This is a genomic window from Streptomyces sp. NPDC053076 (assembly GCF_044546845.1).
Taxonomy (GTDB): Bacteria; Actinomycetota; Actinomycetes; order Streptomycetales; family Streptomycetaceae; genus Streptomyces.
Genome location: NZ_JBITZL010000001.1, coordinates 1,505,985 through 1,532,605, shown reverse-complemented (window position 1 = coordinate 1,532,605; position 26,621 = coordinate 1,505,985). Strand labels below are relative to the sequence as shown.

Sequence of the window (26,621 nt, the reverse complement as noted above, 5' to 3'; positions counted from 1 at the left end):
GCCGACCTGCCTTCCTGGGGCTCGGGACGATGGGCGGGCGGCGCCCGGCCACCTGCCCGCCGACAGCGCAGTCTTGTCGTGTGAAAGGGGGCGCGTCCAGGGCTCACACGAGCATGCGGCGCGCGCTCGCCGGCTACGGCACCGAACGCGTATCGGCACGCCGGCCGTCATCAGCTCCCGCCCCTGGTCCCTGCCCCCCCCGGCCCCGCCTCCGGCCCCCGAACGACCATCCACCCCTGGCGCCGATCGGACCGCGGGCCCGCAGCCGGCGGCTCGGCGCCCGCGGGTGGCAGGGCCGGCCGGCGGCCGGCCTACCGGCCGAGTCGGTGGGGATCTGCCTGAATCGGGGAGGTGAGGGCGGTGACGACTCTGGTGATCATGTCCTCCGGGGCGTTCAGGGGCGTCGGTGTGTAGGACAGCACGAAGCGGGTGGTGAGGTCGCGGGTGGCGAACATGCGGGTGCGGTATCCGTATGCCTCTCCGGACTTGCCCCAGAAGGTCGTGCCGTTCACGGTGGCCGCCTGCAGGCCCATGCTGTAGCGGGCGGGGCTGCCGTCCAGCATGCGCACGGTGGGCGGCGGCAGGGTGAACATCTTCTCCAGGGCCCGCGGCGGCAGGAGGGCACCGCTGAACAGGGCGTGCTGGAAGCGGAAGAGGTCGTCGGCCGTGGCGACCAGTTCGCCCTCGCCCAGGGAGGCGGACTGCTCGTACACCGTGGCGTCCCGCAAAGTGCCGTCCGTCATGCGCAGGTAGCCGTGGATGTGCGGGCCGTGGAGGCGGGGATCGTCGCCGGGGATCAGTGTGCGGGTCAGTCCGAGAGGGCGCAGAACCCGGGTGGCGATGGCCTCGCCGTAACCGCATCCGGTCGTCCGCTCGATCAGCAGGGCGAGGAGCGTGTAGTTGATGCCCCGGTACTCCTGCTTGGTGCCGGGCCGGAACTTGAGGGGGGCATGCGTCACCGTGTCCACCAGGCGCTGGGGTGTCCAGTGGTCGAAACGGTGGCGCAGCACGGCTTCCGGGGTGCCGAGGTCCGGCAGGCCCTGGTGGTCGGGCAGCCCGCTGGTGTGGTTGAGGAGGTGCGCGACCCTGATGCGGCGGAATCCGGCGGGCAGTCCGAGACCGGGAAGCGCGTGGGTGAGAGGGGCGTCGAGGTCCACTCTCCCCTGCGACCAGAGCTGGAGAACGGCTGTGGCCACGAATGCCTTCGTCACGCTGCCCGCCCGGAACCGGTCGTCCACCCGCACGGGCCGCCCGTCGGCGACGTCCGCCGAGCCCGCCGTGCCGTACCACCGGCTGCCCTGCCGGTCCACCAGCAGCTGGGCGGCGGTCGCCTCGGGATGCGCGAGGTCACTGATCGCGGCACGTAAGGCGGTGGGGTCGGCCGCGCGGACCGTAGGCATCCGTGGCGTGGACGCACGCGCGGTGGCACCGCCGGTGGCGAGTGTCAGGACTCCCGCCACGCAGGCGCCCGTGAAAGCGCGCCGGGAGGGGAGGGCCATGGTCGTACGGGTCATGTGTGTCGTCCGGCTCATGTGAATCATGCTGCCGCCGCCGTGGAGGTCCCGGCATCGGGGTTGTCCCTGGCCTGACCCTGGTGTGCGCCCTGAGAAGGGATGGAGTCGCGGGTACGGCCCAGGCGTTGGGACAGGAGAGACACCTGTTCCGGCTGGCGGCCGAGAAGGCACCCGCCGGGTCGGTGCTGCACGGCGTCGCAGAGGAGGGTGTCACGATCCGGGACATCGCGGAGGTGATCGGCCGTCACCTCGACGTACCGGTGGCATCCGTGGCGCCGGAAGCCGCGGCCGAGCACTTCGCCTGGCCGGGCGGCTTCCTCGCGCTGGACGCCGCCGCGTCGAGCACGCTGACCCGCGAACTGCCGGACTGGGAACCGGTCCTGCCCGGCCTCCTCGCGGACCTCGACAAGGGCCACTACTTCCACAGCCCCACCGCCACCGGCTGAACGGACACCGGCCGCTGCCCGGCCCGCTGGAAGGGGGCCGGGACATGGAAAAGTCCTGCCGGGCCACAGGGCCCGGCAGGACTGGTCCGTCACACCGGCTGCCGCTAGCCGCGGCGCCCGGCGGGATCGTGGGCGGTGTCCCGGTCCTCGTCGCTGCGCAGCGGCCCGGAGCCGTCGGTCCGGGTGCCCGCGCCCGCGGCCGGCACCTCCGCCCGGTCCCCGTGGCCCGGCCACCAGGCGGCGTGGCCGATCAGGGCCGTGAGGCTCGGGGTGAAGAACATCGCCATGACGAACGCGGCCACGGCGATACCGAAGGAGACCGCGAAGCCCATTTCGGTGAGCAGCGCGTTGCCCGCCAGCATCATCGTGGCGAAGGTCGCCGCCAGGATGAAGCCCGCCGCTGCCACGGTCGGCCCGGCGTGCCGGAGCGCCATGCCGGCGGCCTCGCGCGGGTCCCGGCCCTGACGGGCCTCCTCCCGCAGCCGCGCGATCATGAGGATGTTGTAGTCGGTGCCGATCGCGACCACGAAGAGATACATGATCACCGGGAGCATGAACATCAGGCCCGAGTGTCCCTGGCCGTCCTGGAAGATCCACACGGTGGCACCGAGGGTGGCGCCGAAGCCGAGACCCACGGAGGCCATCAGGTACCAGGGTGCGATCACGCTGCGCAGCAGCAGGCCCAGGATGACCATGATCAGGAGGGCGGCGACCGGGAAGACCGTCTTGTAGTCGTGGTTGACCGCCGCGTTGATGTCCTTGAAGATCGAGGACATGCCGCCGACGACCGCCTCGGTGCCATCGGGTGCCGCCGAGTGCGCGACGTCACGGACACGGCCCACGGCGTCGATCGCCTTGTCAGTCGACGCCTCGTACTTGAGCGTGACGGTGAAGTCCGCGGTGGTGCCGTCCTTGTTCAGCTGGCTCATGCGGGCGCTCGCGACGCCGTCCACCGCGCCGAGCTTCTGCGCGTACGTGTCGAAGGCGGACTTGTCCAGTGCCTTGCCGTCGACGCTCGACAGGTAGACGTCGGTGGGTGCCGCGGCACCCGCCGAGTACGCCTTCTGCATCTCGTCCTGGACGACCATGGACTCCTTGGTCTTGGGCATGGAGCCCGACGCCAGGTCGAAGGTGGCCTTGTAGCCGAAGGTGCCGACCGACAGGGCGAGCAGGATGAGGCCGGAGGCCAGGGCGGTGAGCGCCGGGCGGCGCCGGACGCTCCGGCCGAGGGCGGCGAAGCGGGCGTTCTCCGGCTCCTTCTGCCAGGACTTCGAGGGCCAGAAGACCTTCGGCCCGATGAGCGAGACCACGGCCGGGATCAGGGTCAGACCCGCGATCAGGGTGGCGGCGACCGCGATGGCGAGCGCCGGTCCCATCTGTTTCAGGAAGCCCAGCGTGGACAGCACCAGGGCGAGGAACGCGATGATGACCGCTCCCGCCGCCGAGGCGATGGCCTCGCCGACCCGGTCGACCGCGTTGATCATGGCCTGCTTGGGCTCGTCTCCGGCACGCAGGCTTTCGCGATAGCGGAATATCAGGAACAGGAAGTAGTCGGTGCCGACACCGAAGAGGACGACGATCAGGATCGATGAGATGGAACTGTTGGCCTGGAGGTCGAACAGCTTGGTGGCGTAGGCGATCAGCCCGTTGGCGACGGCGGAGACCAGGCCGATCAGCAGCAGGGGCAGCACGGCGAGGATCGGCGCCCGGAAGATGATCAGCAACGTCACCAGGATGATGACGAAGGTACCGATACCGATCAACGCCTCGCCGCGTTTGGACGAGTCCTGCTGGTCGAGCGCCTGCGCCGCGGAACCGCCGAGCTTGACGTCGAGCCGTGTGCCCTTGGCCAGTTTCTTGGCCTCTTCACGCAACACCTTTGCCGCGTCGGCCTGTTTGGGCTGACCGGCGTTCTTGCTGTCCATCTGCACCAGGGTCATGGCATACCTGCCGTCCTTGGACGGCTGGCCGGGGACGACCTTCTGGACCTGGTCGATGTGCTTCTTGCCCAGTTCGGAGGTGATCCGGGCGACGTCCTTCTGGTCGGCGGCGGTCAGCTTGCCGCCGTCGGTGCGCTGGTAGAGCGCGATCGCGGACGGGGTGAAGGCGCTGGGGAACGCTTTCGCCTGGAGGTCCGCCGCTTTGATGGACTCGTAACTCTTGGGTAGGAAGCTGCTCTCGTCACTGTTCGAGGGCAGACTCGGAGCGGTGGCGACAATCGCCACCGCGGCAATCAGCCACGCCACAATCGTCCAAACGGGATGACGGACGACGGCGCTGCCTATTCGTCGGAACATGCGGAGGGTCCTCCTGGGAAGGAAGATCACCGCAGCCCGGGGAGCGGTCCCTGGCATCGGCGACCCCGACCGGCACACGTCGAACGGGCCGGTCGCTTGGTTGTCTTGACTGACATCTTAGTAACCACGCACGCACCAACGCTCATCAGTTATGACCGGCGTCGACAGCGTGGCCAAATCCCTTTGTTCCGCCCGGCGTTGACGCTGCACACAGACGAAACGGCGCACGGGCGGCTGAACCGCGGTCGCATGGCGCGGGGGTGAAGAGCGAGCGGTGTGCGGACCCGGTGGCCGGTGTCAGCCGGGGACGCCGGCGAGGGTCGCCGACCTGTGCCGGACCTCGGCGATCACGCGAGTGCCCCGGTCCGGCGCGGTGTCCAGCCGGAAGAGGACGGCCGGGGCCGCCACGGCGGGGAGGATGTGGTCGTAGAGCGCCGACATACGGTGGTCGAGGTCGGCCCACCCCGCCACGGCCTGCGAGACGAACTGCACCCCCATCCAGGCACCGAGGAAGACCTGGGCGGTCTCCTCGGGCACCACGTGCGGGAGCACCTCGCCGCGCTGCTTGGCCTCCGCCAGGATGCACGAGGTCAGCCGGCCCCAGGCCGGCCAGGCGCTGTCGAGCACGTCGTGGCCCTGAAGGTCGGCAGAGAGCCGGACCCCGGCGAGCAGCAGGGGCTCCTGCGGCAGACGCTTGGCCAGGGTCATGCCCGCGTCCACCCACTCCTGGAGCTTCAGTTCCCGGGGCGGGTGGTAGTCGGTCCGTAACTGTTCCTGGAGCACGCCCCGGGCGAGGGCCGCCTTGGATTCGAAGTGGAAGTACAGGGCACCCTTGGTCACGCCGGCCCGTTTGAGGATCTCGTTGATGGTGGCAGCCGCGTAGCCGCGTTCCGCGAAGACGGCCGCGGCGGCTTCCAGCACGGCGCGTCGGGTCCGGACAGCTCGCTCCTGCTGAGCCACGGACCCTCCCTCAAGCTGAAAATTAAACCAAACGGCTCGTACCATACCGTATCGAAACTCAACTGAGCGTTGCACCACGGCAGTTGGCGTGAGTTGGCACATGCGGCCGTCAAGGGACGCCCGGCTTGTTCCGTGGATGAATTCGGTTGCGGCACGACCGGTGCGCCCGGTGAGGTACATGCATGGGCGGTGCCACGGAGCAGGTGCGACGGGCCGGGTCGGAGCGGGTGCGCGGGATCATGACGCGACCGGCTCCCTGGCACAGGTGGGCCGTGCTCGTGGCCCTCATGCCGGCCGCCTTCACCTTCAACACCGTGGAGAACCTGCCGATCGGCCTCCTGGAGCTCGTCTCCGGAAGCCTTCGGGTGTCACTGCCGGCGGTCGGTCTCCTGGTCACCGGTTACGGCGTGACCGTCGCCGTAGCTTCGTTGCCGCTCGCGCACGTCGTGCGGGCGGTCCCCCGCCGTCATGTGCTCACCGGGCTCCTGACCGCGCTGGTCGTGTCCAGTGCGGTCGCGGCACTGGCCCCCTCGTACCGGCTGCTTCTCGCGGCACGGCTGCTGACCGCGCTCGCGCAGGCGCCGTTCGACCGGCGACCCAGGTGCCGGCCAGGACGGGCCGCCACGGACACGCCGCCGCGACAGACACCTGATCACAAGCGCCCTTCGGCTCCGCCCGCACCGGCTCCCTCCTCGCCGGTGACCTCGCCAGATGCCGCCCGGCTCGGCGCCCGACCGGCCTGCCCGACCGGCGGACCCGACCGGCGGACCCGACCGGCGGACCCGACCGGCGTGCCCGACCGGCGTACCCGACCGGCGTGCTCGACCCGCTTCGGTCCGGCGAGCAGGTGTTCAACCGGGTGGCGGGGGGCACTCGGCGCTATATGAATGCACGGTCATGGGCACTGCGCGGACGAGGCCGGGCGCGCCGGGCGGCGGACAGCCCGGCGATGGCCGTGGCCGCACGGTCCGGTTTCGCGGCGCGCGGGCTGATCTACGTACTCGTGGGTGTCATCGCCCTGCAGATCGCCTTCGGCGGTGCCGGCGGCGGTCACCAGGCCGATCGCGGCGGTGCCCTCGGCGAGCTGGCCGGTCGGCCGTTCGGGTCGGTGATGCTGTGGATCGTGGGCATCGCTCTGGCGGGGATGGCTCTGTGGCGGCTGTCGGAGGCCGTGGTCGGCGGGGCGGGCCCCGACGGGACGAAGCTGTCCCGGCGGGCGGCTGCCCTGTTCCGTTTCGTCTTCTACTGTTTCGTGTCCTACTCGGTGCTCTCGTACGCGGCCGGGGACCGGGGCAGCGGCAGCGGGGCGTCCGACCGGCAGACCGACGACGTCACCGCCCGGGTCCTGGACTGGCCCGGCGGCCAGTGGCTCGTCGGGGCCGCGGGCGTCGGCGTGGTGATCGCCGGGCTGTGGATCTCGGTCCGGGCCGTGCAGAAGAAGTTCCGCGAGGACCTGCGGAACGGTGCCATGTCGGCCAGGACCCGGCGGGTCGTCGACTTCGTCGGGGTCACGGGCGGTACGGCCCGTGGTGTCGTTTTCGCCACGGCCGGTGTGTTCGCCCTCGTCGCGGCCGTCCGGCACCAGCCGGGGCAAGCCAAGGGCATGGACGACACCCTGCGCTCGTTCCGTGACCTGCCGGCCGGACCCTGGCTGCTCGCCCTGGTCGCGCTCGGTCTGGCCGCGTTCGGTCTCTTCTCCTGGTGCGCCGCTCGCTGGCGCAAGGTCTGAGCCGCTGCGAGCCGGCCCGCGGGCCCGCGGCCCGCGGGCCCGCAGAGCGCCACCAGCCCGGCGACGCCCCCGCCGAGAACGTCCCCGTGAGCGGGCCGGCCCATGACGGGGACCGCTCACGTGGACCACGCGGCCGGCGGCGGCCCACGCGCCGACGACATCGGACCTGGTCCGGGCGCGCACGAGTTCCGAGGACGAAGCGCTGATGATCAGGACGGCGTCGGCGTCCCGTGCGCGAGGCCGGGGGGCCCTCAGGAGTCGGAGTCGGGCTTGTTCCGCGCCGCCGCGTACGCCTGCGCCGGTGTCATGGAGACGCCGTCGAGGGTCACCGTCTTGTAGGGGCTCACCTTCGCGCAGGTCTTGGCCTGGTCGGCGGTGGAGGCGTGGGCATCGGCCACGGCCGCCTTGGTGTCGGCGGGCGCCGGCGAGGCGGTGGACGTACCCCGATAGGCGCTTCCGCTGGGCCAGTCGCCGCCGACCACCAGGGTCAGGCCGCTGCCGGTGCCCTGCTTCAGGCGGGCGGCGGGAAGGCCGAGCGCCTTGGCGACCGTCTGTGCCGCGGCCCGCTGCCCGGCGCCGTAGGTGAGGGTGGTGGCCGCCGCCGCGCTGGGGGCGTTGGACGTGGTGACCGAGCCGAAGCCCTGGCCGGTGAGGGCGGTCGCGACGACGGAGGCGCGGCCGGTGATGCCGGTGCCGTTCTGCACCGTCACCGCGATCTCGGACGCGGGCACGGCGGAGGCGGTGGCGGTGGCCTTGCCGGTCGCGGAGGCCGCCGCCGACTTCTTGCCGGAACCGGTGGTCAGGGACTTGTCGTCCGCGATGGTGGCGAACAGGGACCTCGCGCCCGGCCCCACCACCACACGGTCGTCGTCGGCCGGGTCGGGCGCGGTCTGCATCGTCGCGAAGGTGATCCGGTCGGTGGGCACCTTGTTCACGTCGTCCGCCAGCGCCATCAGCTTCTTCACGCTGCCCAGACCGTCGTCCACGGTCAGCGCCTTGGTGGCGGCATCGGCGAGCTTGTACACCGCGGTGGGGTCGGTGAGCGTGCCCGCGCTCTTGAACTTGCGGATCATCGCGCTGAGGAAGATGTGCTGCGAGACCGTACGGCCCAGATCGCTGCCGTCGCCGAAGCCGTGCCGGGACCGTACGAACTCCAGGGCCGCGACGCCTTTGAGGGTGTGGGTGCCCCGGGACAGCTTCAGGTGCGAGTAGGTGTCGTAGACGTCGTCGCTGACGCACACGGAGACGCCGCCGACCGCGTCGGACATCTTGACGACGCCGGAGAAGTCGAGCTTGACGAAGTGGTCGATGGGGATGCCGGTGAGCCGGTGGACGGTGGCCACCTGACAGGCGGGCCCGTACTGGAGCGCGCTGTTGATCTGGCCGTAGTAGCCGGGCGTGGACTGGCCGGACTCACCGTCCTTGCAGGCCGGCACCTTGGTCATGGTGTCGCGGGGGATGCTCATCACGGTGGCGTCGGAGCGGTCGGCCGATATGTGCAGCACCATCTGCACGTCCGCGTTGCTGCCGGTCTGCACCCCGGTCGCCGAGCAGCCGCCGCCGAGCTTGCAGTCCGTCTCGTTGGTGCGGCCGTCCGAGCCCATGACCAGGATGTTGATGGGTGTGCGGCCGAAGGCGTCGGCCTTCTCCGTGCCGCCCTTGCCGTCCAGTGAGACGCTGTGGAGGTTGCCGTTCAGATGCCGGTAGAACCACCAGCCCGCGCCGGCGGTGACCACGACGGTCACGGACAGGCAGATCGCGGCGGCCCGCAGTACTCTCCTGCCGCGGCTCAGCGGAGGGGTCCGGCGGGACCGCGTGCCGCCGCGCCCCCGTGAGGCCGCCCCCGGCGCGGCCCGGCCGCCCGGCGGGCGCACCTCGTCCGGGTCTGTCGTGCGCTGCCCGGGCACCCGTGTGCCGCGGCTGCGCGTGACCTGGCCGGCCGGACCGTCCCACGGGTCGCTCATCTCTCACTCCCCTGAACGGTCGGACCTGCGCGAATCGATTGCGTAGTCGGGCAATCTAACAAACGCGTGACCCGGACAGCCCAGATCCATACCCGGCTCACAGGTGAGGCATCTCATCGCCGTGCCACACCCGGCAGCACAGCGCAGGGCGGCGGGAGTCCGCGTGCCCTCCCGAGTGCCCGGCGCTCGCGGCCGACCCGGCGCACCTGGGGTTCGCCGGGTGCCTGCCGGCGGGGGCGGCGCGGCGGCCTACGCGGCCGGTGCCGGGGCGCCGGACTGCTGCGGGGGCAGCCCCTCCGCGGCGGGGGTGCGGCCGGTGAGCCGGGGGAAGGAGCGGGCCGCGGTCAGGAAGCCGAGCGTCGTCAGGACGAACGGCCAGGTGAACGCGTGGCCGCCGGAGGGGGCGAGCAGATGGGCGACGGCCGGTGTCACGGCGGTCGCGGTCGCGGCGCCGAGCAGCGCGTACAGCAGCGTGACCGGCGCCGCCGCCAGGAAGACGCCGCACAGGGCGAGGGCGACGAGCACCGCGTTGCAGCCCAGCGTGCCGTCGGCGATCCGGGCCGTCGGCGCGCCGAGCGCCCAGGCGGTCAGGACGCCCGTGGCGCTGCCGGCACACGCCACCAGCCCCGCCAGCCGGCTCGCCAGGAACAGACCCGCGAGCAGCAGCGCTCCCACGTACCACTGGTCCAGGAAGAACACCTGGGAGATGTTGCGGAAGAACGCCCGCCACAGGTCGCCCGGGTGCGGCGCGGTCGGATCGGACGCTGGGCGGGGCAGCGCGGCGAGGCTGTCGCCGTGCGGCCACAGCCGCCGGAAGGCGGGGGCGGCGACCGTGACCGCGCTGGCCAGCAGGCAGTACGGCAGGGTCAGCGGCGGCAGGTGCCACACGCGCAGCAGCCGGACCACGGCCGCCGTGGCGATCGCGGCCACGACGCAGCCCGCGGCGGCGAGCAGCACCGTGGACAGCCGGCCCGCGTCCAGGAACACCGCGAAGCACAGGGCGAGCAGGCAGGAGTTGAAGCCCTCCAACCCCTGCTCCACCCGGTCGCGGGCCACGTGCAGCAGCCGGGCGGTGCCGCTGCCGAGGGTGGCACCGCCCAGGGCGTAGACGCCGTACCGCCAGTCAGCCGTGGCCAGCGCGCCACAGAAGACGGCGCCCGTCCGCGCGTCGGCCAGGAACATCACCTGGGCCGGGCCGCGCAGCAGCGGCCGCCCGAAGCCGCCACCGCGTCCCCGACACCCCCACCGGACACCGTCCGACCGTCGCACGTCCGCCCCCTCACCCGCCACAATCCCCCACACTGTTCCACAGTGCGACATATATTTTCCGGCATACGATACTTCCTGTCGAGGGCGCAGCCGGTGCGGCCGGTCGGGGTCGGGCCCTCGGGGAGGTGGACCGGCCGGCGGTAGCGCGACAGGCCGGGGGCTCACCGGCCGTGACACTGCTCTTGGTTTGCCGAGAAGACGCGGAGGAATCACAGCGAACCCACCGGGTGGGTCCGGGAGTGCGGCGGGACCGTCCCGCATCGTCCGCGTGATCCGGGGCAGCATCCGGGTGAGGAAGGCTCTGGGCAAGGATCGGCGAACGTGGACGAGGGACGCGTGGCGGACATCGTGGGCACGAACGAAGAGGCGGAACCGGAACGGCTGTCGGTCACCCGGTCCACCGTCGACGGGGTCACCGTCGTCGCGGTGACCGGCGAGGTCGACCACCACACCTCGGGCGTCCTCCGGGACGCCCTCGCCCCCGAGGAACAGATCCCCGGGGGGCGCACCGTCGCGGACCTCAGCGGCGTGCCGTTCATGGACTCCAGCGGCATCAACGTCCTCATCGCCGGCCATCAGGCCCACGGCCCGGCGGGCTGGCTGCGCCTGGCGGGCGTCCAGAGACCCGTCCTGCGCACCCTGGAGATCGTCGGCCTCACCCCCCTCATCGCCTGCTACCCCAGCGTCCGCGACGCCCTGGAGGGCTGAGGGGCTGCCGTCCGGTCAGGACTGCGGGCGTCGCCCGTGGTTGGCCGCGTGCTTGCGGCGCGACTTCTTCTTCCGGCGTCGCTTCGAGGACATGGACACCTCCCTGCACGGTCGCGGACGGAGCGTCGACACCGTCCACGCATGGGGAAATATGGACATATGCACACTATCCCCGCATCAACCTCCGTTCCACCGCAAGCCGCTAGTGCGACCAGTCCGCTTATGATGCGAAATGCCGGATCCGCTGCCCGGATCCGGTTACCCGTTCGCCGCGGAGGAGCAGACACCATGACCGGTGATCCGGAGCCGATCAGCGCGCAGGCCCGGCGTGCGCTGGAGCAGGAGCTGGCCGATCTGCGGGACGAGCGCCGGCTGGTCGCCGGAACGCTCCACGACTCCCCCTCGGTGGGCGACCAGGCCGACCAGGCCGACGAGTTGCAGCGCGCCGACCAGCTGGACCGTCTCGACCGTCGCATCGAGGACATCACCGCACGGCTGCGCCAGGCGCAGACGGCCGGCCCCGCCCCCACCGACCAGGTCGGCGTGGGCAGCACGGTCACCGTCCGCTTCCCGGACGGCTCGGTGGAGACGCTCCAGGTCGCAGAGGTCGCCGAAGCGCTGGACCAGACCCTGGTCACCGCCGACAGCCCCCTCGGCCGCGCGCTGCTCGGACACCGGCCCGGGGACACCGTCCACTACGGCACCCCGGACGGCCCGGCGACGGCGGCCGTGGTGTCGATCGGCGAGAACCCTGCCTCGTCGTAGCCTGGCCGCCCTGTCTCACCGTGACCGGGGCCCTGCGTCCGGTCCCTGCCTCACCGTGACCGGTGCCGCGTGCGTCCGGTCCCTGCCTCACCGTGACCGGGGCCCTGCGTCCTTGCGGCCAGAGCCCTGCCTCGTCGGAGCGGGTGGGCGTGCGCGTTCCGAGGTGTCGGAGACGGGCGGTGCTCAGCTGCCGGACGGTGTCGCGGCGTCGGACGGTCCGGGCGGTGTCCCGGCGTCGGACGGTGTCGCGCTGTCGGAGGGCGCGCCGGGGTCGTTCTTGCGTACCGAGCAGTGCAGCGTGTCGTTCTGTACGTCCGCCACGATGGTGTCGCCGGGCCCGGCCTCGCCGCTGAGCAGGAGGCTGGCGATGCGGTTGTCCAGTTCCGCCTGGATGGTGCGGCGCAGCGGACGGGCGCCGAACTCCGGCTGGTGGCCGTGGGCGATCAGCAGCTTCTTGGCGGCTTCGGTGACCTCCAGGCCCATGCCCTGGGCGTGCACCCTGCGTTTGCTCCGGTCCAGCAGATGATCCACGATCCGGCTCAGATCGTCCTCGGTCAGGCTGTGGAAGATGATGATGTCGTCGATCCGGTTGAGGAACTCCGGCAGGAACCGGGTACGCAGGTCGTCCATCAACTGGTCCTTGAGTTCGGACACATCGCCCTTGTGGTCGAGGATGCGGTGCGCGCCGATGTTGGACGTCATGATGATGACGCAGTGCCGGAAGTCGACGGTGCGGCCCTGGGCGTCGGTCAGCCGTCCGTCGTCCAGGATCTGCAGCAGCGTGTTGAAGACGTCGGGGTGGGCCTTCTCCATCTCGTCGAAGAGCACCACGCTGTAAGGATGGCGGCGGACCTTCTCGGTGAGCTGGCCCGCCTCCTCGTAGCCGACGTAGCCGGGAGGCGCCCCGACCAGCCGGGCGACGGTGTGCTTCTCCTGGAACTCGCTCATGTCGAAGCGGATCATGCGGTCCTCGTCGCCGAACAGCAGGGCGGCGAGGGTCTTGGCGAGTTCGGTCTTGCCGACGCCGGTCGGGCCGAGGAAGAGGAACGACCCCACGGGGCGGTTCGGGTCACCCATTCCGGCGCGGTTGCGGCGTACGGCCTGGGAGACCGCGGTGACGGCCTCCTCCTGCCCGACGATCCTCGCGTGCATCGCCTCTTCCAGCCGCAGGAGCTTCTCCTTCTCGCTCGCGGTGAGCTGGGAGACGGGGATGCCGGTGCGGCGGGAGACGACCTCGGCGATGTCGTCGGCCGTGACGGAGACGACGCCCTCGCGGCGCTCCTCGATGCCGGCGAGTTCGCCCTCGGCCTCCGCGATCTGCCGCTTCAGTTCCTGGGCCTTCTCGAAGTCCTCGGCGGCCACGGCCTGTTCGAGTTCCCGGCGCAGCTTGGCGATACGGTCCTCGCGGCTGACGATCTCGGTGGAGCGGCCCGCGCTGCGCAACCGCACCCGGGCGCCGGCCTGGTCCATCACGTCGATGGCCTTGTCGGGCAGGAAACGGTCGCTGATGTACCGGTCGGACAGTTCGGCCGCGGCTGCCAACGCGGCGTCGTCGAAGCGGACTTGGTGGTGCGCCTCGTAGGAGTCGCGCAGCCCTTCGAGGATCTGCACCGTCTCCTCGACGGTGGGCTCCGGGACCATCACCGGCTGGAAGCGGCGCTCCAGGGCGGCGTCCTTCTCGATGTACTTGCGGTACTCGTCGATGGTCGTGGCACCCACGACATGGAGTTCCCCGCGCGCGAGGGCGGGCTTGAGCATGTTCCCCGCGTCCATGGAGCCCTCGCCGGTGGCACCGGCGCCGACGACCGTGTGCAGTTCGTCGATGAAGAGGATGATGTCGCCGCCGGCCGTCTGGATGTCCTCGATGACCTTCTTCAGCCGTTCCTCGAACTGCCCCCGGTACTGGGCTCCCGCCACCATCGCCGACAGGTCCAGCGAGACGACCCGCTTGTCCTTCAGGGTGTCGGGAACCTCGCCGGCCACGATGCGCTGGGCGAGCCCCTCCACGATGGCGGTCTTGCCCACTCCGGGTTCGCCGATCAGCACGGGGTTGTTCTTCGTGCGCCGCGAGAGGATCTCGACGGTCTGCTCGATCTCCTCGCCCCGCCCGACCACCGGGTCGAGCTTGTCCGCCTTGGCCTCCTCGGTCAGGTCGCGGCCGAACTCGTCCAGCGTCGTGGCCGGCTTCTTCCGCTCGGCGGGGGCTTGCTCGGCGCGTGCCGCCGACTGTTCGGCGAGCCCGGCCAGGCGCTGGGTGTCCAGACCCTCGGCCCGCAGCATCCGGGCCGCACCCGTGTCGCTGTCGCCGATCAGGGCGCTGAGAATGTGCTCGGGACCGATGTAGGACACGCCGGCCGCCTGGGACCGGGCGTAGGCGGCGCCGAGCGTGCGCTTGGCCGCCGGGGTGAGGCCGGGTTGCGCGGAAGGCTCGCCGGACTCCCGGGGCAGCACCTTGGCCAGCTCGGCGGCGAGCGCGTCGGGGTCCATGCCGACCTGGGAGAGCAGCCGGCGCGACGGTTCCACCTGGGTGGCCGCCCAGAGCAGGTGTTCGGTGTCGAGGTCCGAGGTGCCGTCCTCGACGGCCCGCCGCGCGGCCAGATTGAGCAGGGTCTGCGACGACTCGGTGAGCAGCCGGCCGATGGGTACGCGCTGCACGGCCGGGGGCGAGGAGGCCGGCGACATACCGAAGAAACGATTCAGCAGCTCACTGAAGGGGTCCGACGAACCGAACGGTGCACCGAACGACATCGACATGACAGCTCCTGGCGCGCGAGGGGTCGGCGATCCGCGAAGGGCGTCCTCGAAGGACATTCGCGAGGGGGCGTCCGCAGGGAAGCGGCGGAACAGGACGTGGGTGACGCAGGTGGTGCTGACGGAACAGGCCGGCAGCGTGAAAGGGCGGCGGGGCCGGCGGCCCGCAGCGGCTCCCTCCTCACTCAACCCCGCTGCGGACGGCACCGCAAGCGGAGGGAGAGGGCGGGAGATCGTCGAGAAACGTCAGGGTCGGCACGTGGAAGAGGCAGCCCGTGACCGGGACCGAGAAGTCGAGAATCCGGTCGTGCTGTCCCGGCCGGCGCCCCAGGAACATGTTCCGCAGCATCTCCTCCGTCACGTCCGGGGTACGGGCGTAACCGATGAAATAGGTACCGAACTCGCCTTTCCCGATGCTGCCGAAGGGCATGTTCTCCCGGACGATCTTGCGCTCGTCCCCCTTGTCGTCCGTGACGGTGTTGAGCGCGACATGCGAATCCGCGGGTTTCGCCTCGTCGGGGAGTTCGATGTTCGCCAGCTTGGTACGTCCGATGACCCTTTCTTGCTCCTCGGTCGGCAGAGAGTCCCAGGCCGCCATGTCGTGCAGGTATTTCTGGACCGTCACGTAGCTGCCGCCGGCGAATTCCGGGTCCTCCTTGCCGACGAACACCGCGTCGGCCGCCGGCTGCCCCTCGGGGTTCTCGCTGCCGTCCACGAAGCCGAGCAGATCCCGTTCGTCGAAGAACTTGAAGCCATGTACTTCGTCGACCACCGTGACCGCGCCGTCAAGCCGTTCTCCCAGCCGCCGGGCCAGTTCGAAGCAGAGGTCCATGCGCTGGGAGCGGACATGGAAGAGGAGGTCGCCGGGCGTGCCAGGAGCCCGGTGACGGGGTCCCGCCAGCTCGACGAAGGGGTGCAGATCCCGGGGCCGGGGCCCGCTGAACAGCCGGTCCCAGGCCGCCGAGCCGATGCCGACGACACAGCTCAGCTCCTCGGCGGCCTCACGGAAGGCGACCGAGCGGCGCAGAGCGGAGACGTCCTCCAGCAGGTCCCGGACCCGGTCCTCACCCCCGGGTGCGATCGTGACCACGAGGAACACGGCGGCCCTGGCCGGCGGAACGACGACGGGCTGCGGATCGGGCACTGGCATCTGCCTCCTGAGATGTCCTCCGCACCAGCATCGCGCGCCTCCGCCCGCTCGGCAGGTCGTACGGCCGCGGTGGCGGCACGCTCGGCCGTCCTGTCCGTCGTACGCGGCCGGCTCGGGGTGCGCCTTTCTCGCGGGGGGAAGGCGGGATCGTGACGGGTCCGGCGGCCGCTGCGTTCACCGTGGACGGCCGAGCCGGTCGGACGTTCGCCGGTTCACACGGGTGTGTGCCCAGGGGCGGGCGGGTGATGCACCGTGAGACGGCGGCAGGCGTCGCCGCTTCGGGTGCGGGCCGGGGCACCCGGTGTCAGTACAGCACCGGCAGGTCGCCGGGACGTACCCGCAGGGTGACCGGGAGGGTGGCGTCCACCTCGCCGTCGGCGCCGTAGGGGACGGGCCGGTCGGCCTCGATGCGCAGTTCCCGGCCGCGCAGGACGCGCACTTCGGGGCGGCGGACGTGGGCACCGGTCTTCAGCTCGTTCATCAGGGTGAAGAACAGCCGGCGCGGGGCCTCGCGGATCATCACGATGTCCAGCAGCCCGTCGTCGACGCGGGCGCCGGGGGCGATGAGCCGGCCGGAGCCGTAGTAGGGGGAGTTGGCCGCGACGACGGTGTAACCGCGGTGGGTGTGTTCCTCGCCGTCGACGGTGACGCGGTAGTCGGCCGGCCGCCAGGTGGTGACGGCGCGCAGGCCGCCCGCGTAGTAGGAGGCGGCGCCGCGCAGCAGACGGGCGTTGTTGGCGTACCGGTTGGCCTCCGCGTCGACGCCCGCGTACACACTGCCCAGCACCACGGTGCGCGGGTGGACGGCCGACTCCACCTCGATGGTGTCGACCGGCCGGGGCTCGGCGTGCAGCAGGATGTCCGCGAGCGCGCCGGGGTCGTCCGGCAGGTCCAGCGCGCGGGCGAAGTCGTTGCCGCGCCCGGCCGGCACCAGACCGAGGACGGTGCCGGTGCCGCTCAGCGCGCCGCCGATGCCACCGGCGATGCCGTCGCCGCCCACGGCCAGGACGATCCGGCCGCGCTCGCCGGCCTTGCGGGCGATGTCCTGGGCGTGGGCGAGGCTGTGGCTGTACTCGGTCTCCAGCCCGGCGCCGCCCCCGCGGAGCAGCCGGGCCAGCTGGAGCAGGGTCGCCGCCCCGGTCGAGCCGCCCGCGGTGGGGTTGACGACGGCGGTGAAGTGGCGCATCGGTGTGCCTCCGAGGCAGGCGGTCGGATCGGTGGGGTCAGTCGGTGGGCAGCAGGACGCCGGGGTTGAGGAGCCCCTCGGGGTCCAGGCGGTGCTTGACGGCGCGCAGGGCCGAGATGCCCAGCGGTCCGGCCTCGCGCACGTACCAGTCGCGGTGGTCGGTGCCGACCCCGTGGTGGTGGGAGATGGTGCCGCCGGCGGCCAGCACGGCCTCGTTGGCCGCGTGCTTGGCGGGCGTCCAATGGGCCACCGGGTCCTCGCCCTGGGCGCTGACGACGGTGAAGTACAGCGAGGCACCGTTCTCGTACACATGGGAGATGTGGCACATGACCAGGGGCGGGGTGCCGGCCTGGGTGAGGGTGTCCGTCAGGGCGGTGCGGACGGCCGCGTACAGCTCGGGGATACGGGACCAGAAGGCCGCGGTCTCCAGCGTCTCGGCGAAGGCGCCCACGTCGAGCAGGGCGTCGCGCAGGTAAGGGGCGGAGTAGCGGCCGTGCGCCCAGCGTTCTCCGGGTTCCGCGCCGACCAGGGTGCCGCCGCAGTCCGTCAGGACGGCCGCCGCCAGCTCCCTGCGGTGGGCGGTGTCCTCGGCCGTGCCCTCGTATCCGGTGATCGCCATGCATCCGGCGCCGCCCTGTGCCAGGCCGGCCCCGATGGCGTCGGGTTGGGCGAGGCCGATGAGCGTCTCGGTCTCGTCGGACAGACGCAGCACGGTCGGGCGGGGGCCGTCCTGGGCGAGGCGGCGCAGTGCGGCGGCGCCCTCCTCGAAGGAGCCGAACCTCCAGCCCTCGTACACCCGGACCTCGGGCAGCGGGCGGATCCGTACGGTGACGGCGGTGATGACGCCGAAGGCGCCCTCCGAGCCGAGGATCAGCTGGCGCAGGTCGGGACCGGCGGCGGAGCGGGGGGCGCGGCCGGTCTCGAGGGTGCCCTCGGGGGTGGCGACGGTCAGGCCGAGCACCATCTCGTCGAAGCGGCCGTATCCGGCGGACGCCTGGCCGCTGGAGCGGGCGGCGGCGAAGCCGCCGATGGTGGCCCACTCGAAGGACTGCGGGAAGTGGCCGAGGGTGAAGCCCTGTTCGGCGAGGAGGGCTTCGGCCTCGGGGGCGCGCAGGCCGGGCTGGAGGACGGCGGTGCGGGAGACGGGGTCCAGGTCGAGCAGGCCGTTCATGCGCCGCAGGTCAAGGGCGACGAACGCGCTGCGCTGCGGGGCGAGTCCGCCCACCACCGAGGTGCCGCCGCCGAAGGGGACGACGGCCAGGCCGTGCGCGGCGCAGGCGCGCAGGACGGCGAGGACCTCGTCGTGGCCGGCGGGCAGGACGACGGCCTGGGGGACGTCGCTGAAGTCGGCGGCGCGGATGCGCAGCAGGTCGGGGGTGGACTTGCCGCGGGTGTGCCGGACGCGGCTCTCCGCGTCGGTGCGGACGTGCTCGTCACCGCCGACGGCTTCGGCGAGCGCCTTCAGTGCGGCGGGCTCGGCCGTGCTGTCGGGCAGGCGGATGTCCGCCAGGCCGAGCGCGGGCGTGGTGCGCGGCTTGACGCCGAGCAGGTCGCGCAGCAGACCGGTCACCGTGCCGGGCAGCGGTGCCGCCTTGGCCGGGTCGCCCCAGCCGTTCCACAGCATGTCCATTGAACGGTCGTCCTCACAGTTCGGTGTGCTCGGTTCGCGCGGCTCGGCTGCCGTCTTCGGGGCGGGACCGCTTCCGTCCCGGCCCCGGGGCGTTACACTGTGACACATGACGCCTATTCGTCACAACGGTTCGGACAGCGATTCCGTGCTCGACGCGGCACGCGACTGCGTGCTCGCCGTCGGGGTGCGGCGAACCACGCTCGCCGATGTCGCCCGCCGCGCCGGTGTCTCCCGGATGACGCTGTACCGGCGCTGGCCGGACCTGCAGACCCTGGTGGGCGATCTGATGACCCGGGAGTGGATCGGCGTGGCCACCCGGGCCATACCGGACCCCGCGCCGGGTGTCGGCACGCGCACCCGGATCGTGGACGGGCTGGTGGCCGGGGTCGAGGCGTTCCGGGCGCACCCGCTCTTCCGCAAGATCGTCGACGTCGACCCGGAACTGCTCCTGCCGTACGTGCTCGACCGGCGCGGCGCGAGCCAGGAGGCGCTGCTGGCACTGGTCGGCGACGCGCTGCGCGAGGGCCACGCGGACGGTTCCGTGCGGCCCGGTCACACCGAACGGCAGGCACGCGCCCTGCTGTTGACCGTGCAGTCCTTCACCCTGTCCCTGCGCACGATGACCGACGAGGACGATCCGGAGCTGGACTCCGCCGCGTTTCTCGGTGAGCTGCGTACCCTTCTGGAGAGGACCCTGACGCCATGAGCGACACCGAGGCCGCACCCGGCTCGTCCCTCAGCGCACACCGGCGCGGCCGGGAACTGGCCGAGGCCGCGGACGGCCGGGTGGCCGACGTCCTGGTCGTCGGGCTGGGCGCCACGGGCGCCGGAGCCGCGCTGGACGCGGCGGCCCGCGGACTGGACGTCATCGCGGTGGACGCCCACGACCTGGCCTTCGGCACCTCCCGCTGGAGCTCGAAGCTGATCCACGGCGGGCTGCGCTATCTCGCCTCCGCGCAGTTCGACGTCGCCCATGAGAGCGCGGTCGAACGCGGGGTGCTGATGACCCGTACGGCGCCGCACCTGGTCGCCGCCCAGCCGTTCGTGCTGCCGCTGACCCCGCTGGTGTCCCGGTCCCAGGCTTCGCTGGCCTGGGCCGGGTTCCGGGCCGGGGACATGCTGCGACTTGCGGCACGCACCCCCCGACAGGTCCTGCCCGCCCCGCGCCGGCTGTCGGCGACGGAGGCCCGCCACCTCGCGCCCTCGGTCCGCGCCTCCGGGCTGCGCGGCGGATTGCTGTCCTGGGACGGCAAGGTGACCGACGACGCCCGCCTGGTGACCGCGCTGGCCCGGACTGCCGCCGCGCACGGCGCCCGGGTGCTGACCCGGGTACGGGCACTGGAGCTGACCGGTTCCGGCGCCCGGATCCGCGACGAACTCACCGGCGAGGAGGGCCAGATCAGGGCACGCGCCGTGATCAACGCCACCGGGGTGTGGGCGGGCGACCTCGCCGAGGGCATCCGGATCCGCCCGTCGCGCGGCACCCACCTGGTCCTGCGCTCGGAGCGGCTCGGCGCCCTGCCGGCCGGAATGCACGTGCCGATCCCCGGGGAGACCAACCGGTTCGTCCTGGTCCTGCCCCAAGGGGACGGCCGGGTCTACGTCGGGCTCACCGACGAGCCGGTCGACGGCGGGATCCCGGACGTGCCCGAGGTCCCCGAGACCGACATCGGCTTCCTGCTGGACGTGCTCGGCTCGATCCTGGACACCCCCGTGTCCCGCGACGAGGTGGTCGGTGCCTTCGCCGGGCTGCGCCCACTGCTGGACACCTCCGCGCCCGACGGCCGGGACCGCGGGCCGGCACGCACCTCGGACGTCTCGCGCCGGCACGCGGTGCTGACGTCGCCCGACGGTGTCACCACCGTGGTGGGCGGCAAGCTCACCACCTACCGGCGCATGGCGCAGGACGCCGTGGACGCCGCGGCCGGGGCCAGGGGTCTGCGCACCGGCCCCTCCCCCACCGCCGCGCTGCCGCTGGTCGGTGCCGCCGCCCCCGAACGGCTGCGCGCCCTGCCCGCGCCCCGCCGGCTGATCCGCCGCTACGGCACCGAGGCCGTGGCGGTGCACGCCCTCGCGGCCCAGGACCCCGCCCTGGCCGAGCCGGTGCTGGCCGGCCACCCCGTCACCCGGGCCGAACTCCTCTGGGCGGTGCGGCACGAGGGCGCGCTGGACGAGTCGGACCTCCTGGACCGCCGCACCCGGATCGGCCTGGTCCCCCAGGACCGCACCGAGGCGCTTCCCGTCGCACGGCTGATCCTGGAACGGACGGCGACCGTCCACCCCTGACAAGCACCGGGCCGCCGCCGGGGCGGACGGGCGACTGTTCACTTGCGGCCGGCCACTCACCCCGGAATCCGTCGGCTCCTCCTCTCCACCCGCCCGTGAAGGAGGGCGTGCTGGGCGCGGGAGGACGGCGTAGGTGCGCTGTTCTCGGGTGGGCGGTTCGAGGAGGCGGTGACCCGGCGGCCGGGGGCCCGGCTGTACCAGGCGGTACCGGACGGTATCGGGTGATACCGATCGGCACCGGGTGGTACCGGGCGGGCAGGGCGACGCCGACGAGCGGCCGATGCTCTGCCGCCCGCTCGGTGCGACGGCCTGAGGCGGCGTCAGAGCAGGCGCCGGATGTCGCCGCGGACCCGATAGAAGCCGCCCGCCGCCGGGTGCAGGGCGTCGACGACGTACCGGGCACCGGGCTCGCGTATCGCGCGCGGGAACTGGACTCTCCAGGAGGAGTCGTAGCCGTCGGACAGCACGTGCACCCGTAGCCGGCCGGCCTCCTGGACGCACTCCACCACCACCGCGCCGGCGGGCGCCCGGGTGACCGTGGCCACGGCGGCCACGGCCGTGGCCGGAGCGTACGTCGGCAGGGCGGCGGCGAGCTTGACGTCCCGCGCCACCGGTACCGTGCCCTGCTGGGCCGCGGAGACGGCCGCCTCGCTCGCGTCGACACACACCAGCGAACCGTCGGTGGTGACCAGGTAGAGCCGCTCGTCTCGGTACTGCATCGACAGGGCCGAGCCACTGCCCGTGCCCAGCTTCCACAGCCGCCTGCCGTCCCGGTCGAAGCAGTAGACGGAGGAGGCCGCGTCGCCGGCGAAGACGAACCGGCCGCCGGGTGAGGTGGCGCACGAGTACACCGCGTTGTCGCAGGCGTACGTCGCCTCGATGACGCCGGTGCCCTTCGACAGCCGCTGGACCACCCGGTGCGCGGTGCCCGCGTACACCGCGTCCCGCTCCTGCCAGCCGAACAGCACACCGCCCTTGGTGGGGGTGTGCCACAGCTCGCCGCCGCCGTCGGGCGCGTAGGCGGTGACGCCCCGCTGGTGACCGTGGTAGACGGCCCGGTCGTCGGCGCGGACCATCCAGGCGTGCTCTCCATGGCTGCGGCGGGACCACTGGTGTTCGTCCTCGTGGTCGATGACGGTGAGCCGGCCTTCGCGGTCCGAGACGTCCAGGACGCCCTCGTGGATGTCCAGCCAGAAGATGTCGACATCGGCGGCGATGTCATAGGCGGCGAAGGGGAGTTTGGAGGAGAGGTCGTAGACCTTGCCGTCGTCACAGCCGGCGTAGATCCAGAAGTCGTCCGCGACCAGGCACTTCACCCCGTCGGGCAGACCGAAGTGGGCCAGGACGGCGCCCTCGTGGTCCAGCGTGTAGACGTCACCGGCCTGGTTGCCCACCCAGCAGCGGTCGTCGTCCACGTGGATGCCGAACGCGGCGGAGCCGGTGCGGAACCGCCACAGCACCGGTGCCACGGCACGGGCGGTGGACGGCGCCGAGCTGACCTGCCGACGGGTCACCGCGCGGGGCGGACGCTGTCCCTGGACCGCCGGGGCGTACCCCTTGCGGACCTTCTCGCCCACCTTCTTCGCCGCGGCGGCCCGCGCCTTCTCCGCGGTCGGGAACGTCGTCGTCTGCGTCTGCCCGGCGGCCCCGATCCGGCCATAACGCACCGTCACCACCTGTCCGTCGACCGTCACTTCGTAGAACTTGTGGGCGCCGCCGCTCTCCTGCGACAGCTCCAGATACGTGGTCGACACCGCGGACGCCGTGGACATGGCAGACCCCTCCCCAGACAGACCCGCGGCCGTTTCAGCAGGTCCTCAACTGCTCCTCACCGTAGGGGCACCCACTGACAACGGCGGCTCGGGAAAGAGGAGCCCTACGCCTTGTCGTCACCCGCCGGTGGCAATGCGTCCATTCCGCCCAGGAGTTGCCGCAGGCACCGGAGCGCGAGCACGGCCGGGGAGCCCTCGCCGGTGACGTCGGCCTCCGTGCCGGCCCAGGTCTCCAGCGCGATGCGGATCGCGTCCGTGGCCGCGGCTGCGACCAGGCGCACCTGCAACGCTTCGAGTCGCCCGTCGGCGATCCGGGCGACGACCGGGACGAGCTGCTCCTCGGACTCCTGGTTCACCCGGTACCACACCGCCCGCAACGCGGGATCATCCGCTGCCGCCCGCAGCAGCCCCCGGGTCCGCCGCAGCGCCGCGGCCGCCTCCCCGTCCGGCGCCGCGAGCGACTGCTCCACCGCCGTCTCGAGCGCCCGGGACAGCACGGCGCCGGGCTCGGCCGCCTCCAGCAGTGCCCGCCACCGGTCGGCTCCGGCCGCGAGCAGCGGGCTCACCGCGTCCTGCTTGGAGCGGAAGTAGCGGTAGAAGGTCCGCAGCGCCACGCCCGACTGCCGGGCGATCTCCTCGGCGGTGGTCGCGTCCGGCCCCCGCTCGGCGAACAGGTCGGCCGCCGCGTGGGCGATGTCGAGCTGTGTCGCGGCCTTGCGGCGCTCGGTCAGGGAGGAGGACGGCTTGCTGCTCACCCGAGAAGGGTACGGCTCGGGGACAGGTGTTGGCACTTCGCGCCGAGATGGCAAAACGTGCCACGACGGCGTAACGTGAAGGACATCGGGCGCCGGACGGCAAGGAACCGGCGTCGCACAACCCCGCCGTGTCCCGGCGGGCCGGGCAGGAGAACACATGAACCGCTACGAGGGCCGCCGCGTGCTGATCACCGGAGGCGGGTCCGGCATCGGCCAGGCCACCGTGCTGCGCCTCCTCGCCGAGGGCGGCAGCGTGGTGGCCGCCGACGTGAGCGAACGAGGGCTGCGGGACACCACGGAGAAGGCCGCCGCGTACGCGGACCGCCTCACGACCCTCGTCGTGGACATCGCCGACGAGGACTCCGTTCGCGCGGGGGTCGCCGCCGCGACCGGCTCGCTCGGCGGCCTGGACGTGCTCGTCAACGCCGCCGGGATCCTGCGTTCCTCGCACACCCACCTGACGACCCTCGCCGAGTTCACGCGCATCCTGCAGGTGAACCTCGTCGGCACCTTCCTGGTGATCCGCGAGGCGATACCGGCCCTGCTGGCGGGCCAGGACGCGGCGGTCGTCAACTTCAGCTCCACCTCGGCGGCGTTCGCGCATCCCTACATGGCGGCGTACGCGGCGAGCAAGGGCGGCATCCAGTCGATGACGCACGCGCTCGCCGCCGAGTACGCCGGTCAGGGCATCCGCTTCACCGCCGTCCAGCCCGGCTCCATCTCCAGCGGAATGACCGACGGCAGCGGCGCCAGCGGGCAGAGCAGCGGGCCGGGACTGCCCGACGATGCCGACATGCGCCTGTTCGCGAAGCTCTCCCCCGCCCTCGGCCAGGGGTTCGCCGGCCCCGAGACCGTGGCGTCCGTGGTGGCGATGCTCGGTTCCCGGGACGGCGGGTTCATCACCGGAACCGAGATCCGCGTCGACGGCGGCACCCACTTCTGACGAACGCCCCCGGCCCTGATGGGCGACCCCACCCCCGGGCCTGACCGTGCAACGCCTATGCCGTGTTCCGGCGGCGCGGTGGTCGGGCGTGTCGTCCGACCACCGCCGTGGACGGCCCGGGTCAGGCCGCCAGCTGCGGATACAGCGCCGCCAGGTCTCCCGACAGCCCGGACTTCACCTGCCGGCTGATGTCGTCGGCCAGTACCTCGTACGCTCCCGCCTCGACGCCGTCGAGCGCGAGCGCGGCGACGCCCTGCGGGCTGGACTTGGGCGCGTCCACATCCGCGGCCATGTCGGTGTCGATGTAGCCGACGTGCAGTCCGGTCACCCCGATGCCCCGCGGACTCAGCTCCAGGCGGAGCGAGTTGGTCTGGGACCACAGGGCCGCCTTGGTGGCGCTGTAGGAGCCGGCGACGCCGATCCAGGAGAGCACGGAGTGGACGTTGAGGAGGTGCCCGCCGCCGTTGCGCTCGACGATCGGCACGAAGGCCCGGGTGACCAGCAGCGGGCCGAAGAAGTTCGTCTCGAACTCCCGGCGTACGTCGTCGACGGGGGCGTTCAGGAAAGAGCGTGCGCCGAGCGAGATGCCGGCGTTGTTCACCAGTACGGTGACGTCCCGCGCCTGAGCCGCGGCGGCCTCGACGGACCGGGGGTCGGTGACCTCCAGCGCGAGGGGTACGGCGTCGGGATGCGTGACGCTGCGCGGGTCCCGGGCGGTGGCGTACACCTTGGCGGCGCCACGCGTGTACAGCTCCTCCACCAGCGCCTTTCCCAGCCCCCGGCTGCCTCCGGTGACCAGCGCGACAGAGTTCTTGATCGACGTCATGAACGCCTCCAGGATTGGAAACCGATCGGTTTCCTCTCACCGTAAACCGATCGGTTTCCAACGGCAAGCGTGCCGCCGGGTCGCCTTCCGCCCGCCCGCCGGCCGACCCCGTCGCCGGGGGTTGCTGAAGGAACGCACCGCATGCGTACAGGCCATGGGAACGCCACCGGCTTCCCGACTTCCGTGCGCGGTGACCGGCCCGGAGAACACCTCGAGGCGGCGGAGCCTCGCCCTTTCGTCCCCGGCTACGGGTGCGCGCACCCGCCCGGCCGTCCTCGCGGCCCGCGAGGACGCCCCGGGCCGCACCCTGGCTCGGCCGACCCGCGCGACGAGTGAGCGCGCCACCGCGGCAGAAGCGGCGCGGACAGCGCCGGTGAGGCGGCGGCCGTACCGCCAGGCGCCGACAGTGCCGGCGAGGCGGCTGCCCGTACCGCCAGGCGCCGAGAGCGTCGGTGAGGCGGCTGACCGTGCGGCCGGCGTCCGACGGGGCGGGGAACGGACCGAGCGCATGGATTGACCGTTCCCCGTCCCTGCCGGTCGGCCCGCCGCTCGGGCAGCCGGGGCGGCGCGCCGGTCCGTGGGTGACGACCGGCGGACGTGCCCGGACCACCGATCTTGTTCAGACCCTCCGACGGCGGGCGCGAGCGCGCCATCCGGAGGGGGCCGGCCGGGTGAAGCGCCACGGGGCACCGGCCGACGACCTGCGAGAACTCCCTTGCCGGACAGGCAAGTTGATATGGGAAGCTGTGCCCGGCCGGTGCCGACCGAGGCCAGACCGGCCGTGGAGAGGAGCTCAGCGTGACAGAGGACGGCTTCGAGGCCGTGCACATCGACACGAGCAGACCGCATCCCGCGCGGGTCTACGACTACCTCCTGGGCGGCAAGGACCACTACGAGGTGGACCAGCGGGCGGGTGACGAACTCGCCGCCGCGGCACCCGAGGCACGCATCGGTGTACGGGCGAACCGCGCCTTCCTGCGGCGCGCCGTCCGGTACGTCGTGGGCAGCGGGGTCCGCCAGATCCTGGACATCGGCACCGGGCTGCCCACGTCACCGAACGTGCACGAGGTCGCCCAGACGGCGGCGCCGGACGTCCGCGTGGCCTACGTCGACAACGACCCGATCGTCGCCGCACACGGCAACGCCCTGCTCAGCCGCTCCGGCTCGACCCGCATCGTCCTCGGCGACCTGCGCGAACCGCGGTCCGTCCTGGACGACCCCGAGGTCCGCAGGCTCATCGACTTCGACCGGCCGATCGCCCTGCTCCTCGTCGCCATCCTGCACTTCCTCGCCGACGCGGACCGGCCCGCCGAGGTCGTCGGCACGCTCCGCGACGCGCTGCCCGCCGGCAGCTTCCTGGTGCTCTCTCATGCCACGGGCGACTTCGCCGACCGTACCGCCGCCCAGGCCGTCTACACCAAGGCGACCGCCTCCCTGAACCTGCGCGGCCACGTCGAGGTGGAACGGTTCTTCGACGGCTTCGAGCTCGTCGAACCGGGCCTGGTCCAGGTGCCGTTCTGGCGTCCGGACGCCCCGCCACCGCCACGGTCCGACGAGATCGGCTTCTACGGCGGCGTGGCCCGCAAGACCGCCTGACTCCGGCCGCCGGCCCGCCGCACCGCACGAGGCGCGGCGGGCCGCTTGCGTCCGCCCCCTTGACCGACACCCCC

Annotated in this window: 19 protein-coding genes and 2 pseudogenes; 9 read left to right on the top strand and 12 right to left on the bottom strand. The window is 72.3% G+C overall.

Annotation, left to right across the window (positions count from 1 at the left end):
• Nucleotides 1-311 precede the first annotated feature (311 nt).
• Nucleotides 312-1,532, bottom strand: a complete 1,221-nt coding sequence (locus tag ACIGYR_RS06170; RefSeq protein WP_399601753.1) for a serine hydrolase domain-containing protein — start codon at nucleotides 1,530-1,532, stop codon at nucleotides 312-314.
• 125 nt (nucleotides 1,533-1,657) lie between these two features.
• Between ACIGYR_RS06170 and ACIGYR_RS06165 the strand changes: the two are divergent.
• Nucleotides 1,658-1,960, top strand: a pseudogene (locus tag ACIGYR_RS06165) (3-beta hydroxysteroid dehydrogenase); the annotation flags it as partial.
• 104 nt (nucleotides 1,961-2,064) lie between these two features.
• On the opposite strand, the gene ACIGYR_RS06160 reads toward ACIGYR_RS06165, so the two are convergent.
• Entirely contained in the window at nucleotides 2,065-4,257 is a 2,193-nt protein-coding gene (locus ACIGYR_RS06160) for an MMPL family transporter (protein ID WP_399601750.1), read from the bottom strand.
• A 297-nt stretch (nucleotides 4,258-4,554) separates the two neighbouring features.
• The gene (locus ACIGYR_RS06155) at nucleotides 4,555-5,217 is read right to left on the bottom strand and encodes a ScbR family autoregulator-binding transcription factor (protein WP_399601747.1); all 663 of its coding nucleotides are present in this window, start codon (nucleotides 5,215-5,217) and stop codon (nucleotides 4,555-4,557) included.
• A gap of 239 nt (nucleotides 5,218-5,456) precedes the next feature.
• On the opposite strand from ACIGYR_RS06155, the pseudogene ACIGYR_RS06150 reads away from it, so the two are divergent.
• Together ACIGYR_RS06150 and ACIGYR_RS06145 are read left to right on the top strand one after the other, a co-directional pair.
• Nucleotides 5,457-5,804 (top strand): annotated as a pseudogene (locus tag ACIGYR_RS06150) (MFS transporter); the annotation flags it as partial.
• Nucleotides 5,805-6,166: 362 nt separating this feature from the next.
• Entirely contained in the window at nucleotides 6,167-6,946 is a 780-nt protein-coding gene (locus ACIGYR_RS06145; RefSeq protein ID WP_399601744.1) for a DUF1206 domain-containing protein, read from the top strand.
• Nucleotides 6,947-7,197: 251 nt separating this feature from the next.
• Here ACIGYR_RS06145 and ACIGYR_RS06140 read toward each other — a convergent pair whose 3' ends face one another.
• Both ACIGYR_RS06140 and ACIGYR_RS06135 read right to left on the bottom strand, forming a co-directional pair.
• Nucleotides 7,198-8,910, bottom strand: coding sequence for an LCP family protein (locus ACIGYR_RS06140; RefSeq protein ID WP_399601741.1), 1,713 nt, complete (start codon nucleotides 8,908-8,910; stop codon nucleotides 7,198-7,200).
• Between the two features lie 249 nt (nucleotides 8,911-9,159).
• The gene (locus ACIGYR_RS06135) at nucleotides 9,160-10,179 is read right to left on the bottom strand and encodes an urea transporter (protein ID WP_399601738.1); all 1,020 of its coding nucleotides are present in this window, start codon (nucleotides 10,177-10,179) and stop codon (nucleotides 9,160-9,162) included.
• A gap of 321 nt (nucleotides 10,180-10,500) precedes the next feature.
• Between ACIGYR_RS06135 and ACIGYR_RS06130 the strand changes: the two genes are divergently transcribed.
• Both ACIGYR_RS06130 and ACIGYR_RS06125 read left to right on the top strand, forming a co-directional pair.
• Entirely contained in the window at nucleotides 10,501-10,887 is a 387-nt protein-coding gene (locus ACIGYR_RS06130; RefSeq protein ID WP_399601735.1) for an STAS domain-containing protein, read from the top strand.
• A gap of 288 nt (nucleotides 10,888-11,175) precedes the next feature.
• Entirely contained in the window at nucleotides 11,176-11,652 is a 477-nt protein-coding gene (locus ACIGYR_RS06125; protein WP_391837311.1) for a GreA/GreB family elongation factor, read from the top strand.
• Between the two features lie 183 nt (nucleotides 11,653-11,835).
• On the opposite strand, the gene ACIGYR_RS06120 is transcribed toward ACIGYR_RS06125, so the two are convergent.
• The 4 genes from ACIGYR_RS06120 to ACIGYR_RS06105 form a co-directional block, all read right to left on the bottom strand.
• The gene (locus tag ACIGYR_RS06120; protein ID WP_399601732.1) at nucleotides 11,836-14,406 is read right to left on the bottom strand and encodes an ATP-dependent Clp protease ATP-binding subunit; all 2,571 of its coding nucleotides are present in this window, start codon (nucleotides 14,404-14,406) and stop codon (nucleotides 11,836-11,838) included.
• A gap of 178 nt (nucleotides 14,407-14,584) precedes the next feature.
• Nucleotides 14,585-15,547, bottom strand: coding sequence for a Dyp-type peroxidase (locus ACIGYR_RS06115; RefSeq protein WP_399602343.1), 963 nt, complete (start codon nucleotides 15,545-15,547; stop codon nucleotides 14,585-14,587).
• Nucleotides 15,548-15,857: 310 nt separating this feature from the next.
• Entirely contained in the window at nucleotides 15,858-16,739 is an 882-nt protein-coding gene (locus tag ACIGYR_RS06110; RefSeq protein ID WP_391837315.1) for a diacylglycerol kinase family protein, read from the bottom strand.
• Between the two features lie 37 nt (nucleotides 16,740-16,776).
• A complete protein-coding gene (locus ACIGYR_RS06105) occupies nucleotides 16,777-18,369 on the bottom strand; it encodes an FAD-binding oxidoreductase (RefSeq protein ID WP_399601729.1) in 1,593 nt (530 codons plus the stop codon).
• 106 nt (nucleotides 18,370-18,475) lie between these two features.
• Here ACIGYR_RS06105 and ACIGYR_RS06100 point away from each other — a divergent pair, with 106 nt between their 5' ends.
• Both ACIGYR_RS06100 and ACIGYR_RS06095 read left to right on the top strand, forming a co-directional pair.
• A complete protein-coding gene (locus ACIGYR_RS06100; protein WP_391837319.1) occupies nucleotides 18,476-19,075 on the top strand; it encodes a TetR/AcrR family transcriptional regulator in 600 nt (199 codons plus the stop codon).
• Complete coding sequence (locus ACIGYR_RS06095; protein ID WP_399601726.1) at nucleotides 19,072-20,655, top strand: glycerol-3-phosphate dehydrogenase/oxidase; 1,584 nt, start codon at nucleotides 19,072-19,074, stop codon at nucleotides 20,653-20,655. The genes ACIGYR_RS06100 and ACIGYR_RS06095 overlap by 4 nt, the downstream gene beginning before the upstream one ends.
• Nucleotides 20,656-20,975: 320 nt before the next feature.
• On the opposite strand, the gene ACIGYR_RS06090 is transcribed toward ACIGYR_RS06095, so the two are convergent.
• Nucleotides 20,976-22,427, bottom strand: a complete 1,452-nt coding sequence (locus tag ACIGYR_RS06090) for a WGR domain-containing protein (RefSeq protein WP_399601724.1) — start codon at nucleotides 22,425-22,427, stop codon at nucleotides 20,976-20,978.
• A gap of 104 nt (nucleotides 22,428-22,531) precedes the next feature.
• A complete protein-coding gene (locus tag ACIGYR_RS06085) occupies nucleotides 22,532-23,182 on the bottom strand; it encodes a TetR family transcriptional regulator (RefSeq protein ID WP_391837324.1) in 651 nt (216 codons plus the stop codon).
• Between the two features lie 157 nt (nucleotides 23,183-23,339).
• On the opposite strand from ACIGYR_RS06085, the gene ACIGYR_RS06080 reads away from it, so the two are divergent.
• Nucleotides 23,340-24,125, top strand: a complete 786-nt coding sequence (locus ACIGYR_RS06080; RefSeq protein ID WP_399601721.1) for an SDR family NAD(P)-dependent oxidoreductase — start codon at nucleotides 23,340-23,342, stop codon at nucleotides 24,123-24,125.
• Between the two features lie 121 nt (nucleotides 24,126-24,246).
• Here the strand turns inward: ACIGYR_RS06080 and ACIGYR_RS06075 are convergent, their stop codons facing one another.
• Nucleotides 24,247-24,951 carry an SDR family oxidoreductase gene (locus ACIGYR_RS06075; protein ID WP_391837327.1) on the bottom strand — a complete coding sequence of 235 codons (705 nt, stop codon included), beginning with the start codon at nucleotides 24,949-24,951 and terminating at the stop codon, nucleotides 24,247-24,249.
• Nucleotides 24,952-25,749: 798 nt separating this feature from the next.
• Here ACIGYR_RS06075 and ACIGYR_RS06070 point away from each other — a divergent pair.
• On the top strand, nucleotides 25,750-26,547 hold the full coding sequence (locus ACIGYR_RS06070) for an SAM-dependent methyltransferase (RefSeq protein WP_399601719.1): 798 nt from the start codon (nucleotides 25,750-25,752) through the stop codon (nucleotides 26,545-26,547).
• The last annotated feature ends 74 nt before the right edge of the window (nucleotides 26,548-26,621 follow it).

Excerpts from the sequence above, each read along its gene's own strand:
- ACIGYR_RS06170 (WP_399601753.1), bottom strand. The coding sequence starts at position 1,532 with ATGAGCCGGACGACACACATGACCCGTACGACCATGGCCCTCCCCTCC.
- ACIGYR_RS06160 (WP_399601750.1), bottom strand. The coding sequence starts at position 4,257 with ATGTTCCGACGAATAGGCAGCGCCGTCGTCCGTCATCCCGTTTGGACG.
- ACIGYR_RS06090 (WP_399601724.1), bottom strand. The coding sequence starts at position 22,427 with ATGTCCACGGCGTCCGCGGTGTCGACCACGTATCTGGAGCTGTCGCAG.
- ACIGYR_RS06145 (WP_399601744.1), top strand. The coding sequence starts at position 6,167 with ATGGCCGTGGCCGCACGGTCCGGTTTCGCGGCGCGCGGGCTGATCTAC.
- ACIGYR_RS06095 (WP_399601726.1), top strand. The coding sequence starts at position 19,072 with ATGAGCGACACCGAGGCCGCACCCGGCTCGTCCCTCAGCGCACACCGG.
- ACIGYR_RS06105 (WP_399601729.1), bottom strand. The coding sequence starts at position 18,369 with ATGGACATGCTGTGGAACGGCTGGGGCGACCCGGCCAAGGCGGCACCG.
- ACIGYR_RS06125 (WP_391837311.1), top strand. The coding sequence starts at position 11,176 with ATGACCGGTGATCCGGAGCCGATCAGCGCGCAGGCCCGGCGTGCGCTG.
- ACIGYR_RS06140 (WP_399601741.1), bottom strand. The coding sequence starts at position 8,910 with ATGAGCGACCCGTGGGACGGTCCGGCCGGCCAGGTCACGCGCAGCCGC.
- ACIGYR_RS06080 (WP_399601721.1), top strand. The coding sequence starts at position 23,340 with ATGAACCGCTACGAGGGCCGCCGCGTGCTGATCACCGGAGGCGGGTCC.
- ACIGYR_RS06075 (WP_391837327.1), bottom strand. The coding sequence starts at position 24,951 with ATGACGTCGATCAAGAACTCTGTCGCGCTGGTCACCGGAGGCAGCCGG.
- ACIGYR_RS06120 (WP_399601732.1), bottom strand. The coding sequence starts at position 14,406 with ATGTCGATGTCGTTCGGTGCACCGTTCGGTTCGTCGGACCCCTTCAGT.
- ACIGYR_RS06100 (WP_391837319.1), top strand. The coding sequence starts at position 18,476 with ATGACGCCTATTCGTCACAACGGTTCGGACAGCGATTCCGTGCTCGAC.
- ACIGYR_RS06110 (WP_391837315.1), bottom strand. The coding sequence starts at position 16,739 with ATGCGCCACTTCACCGCCGTCGTCAACCCCACCGCGGGCGGCTCGACC.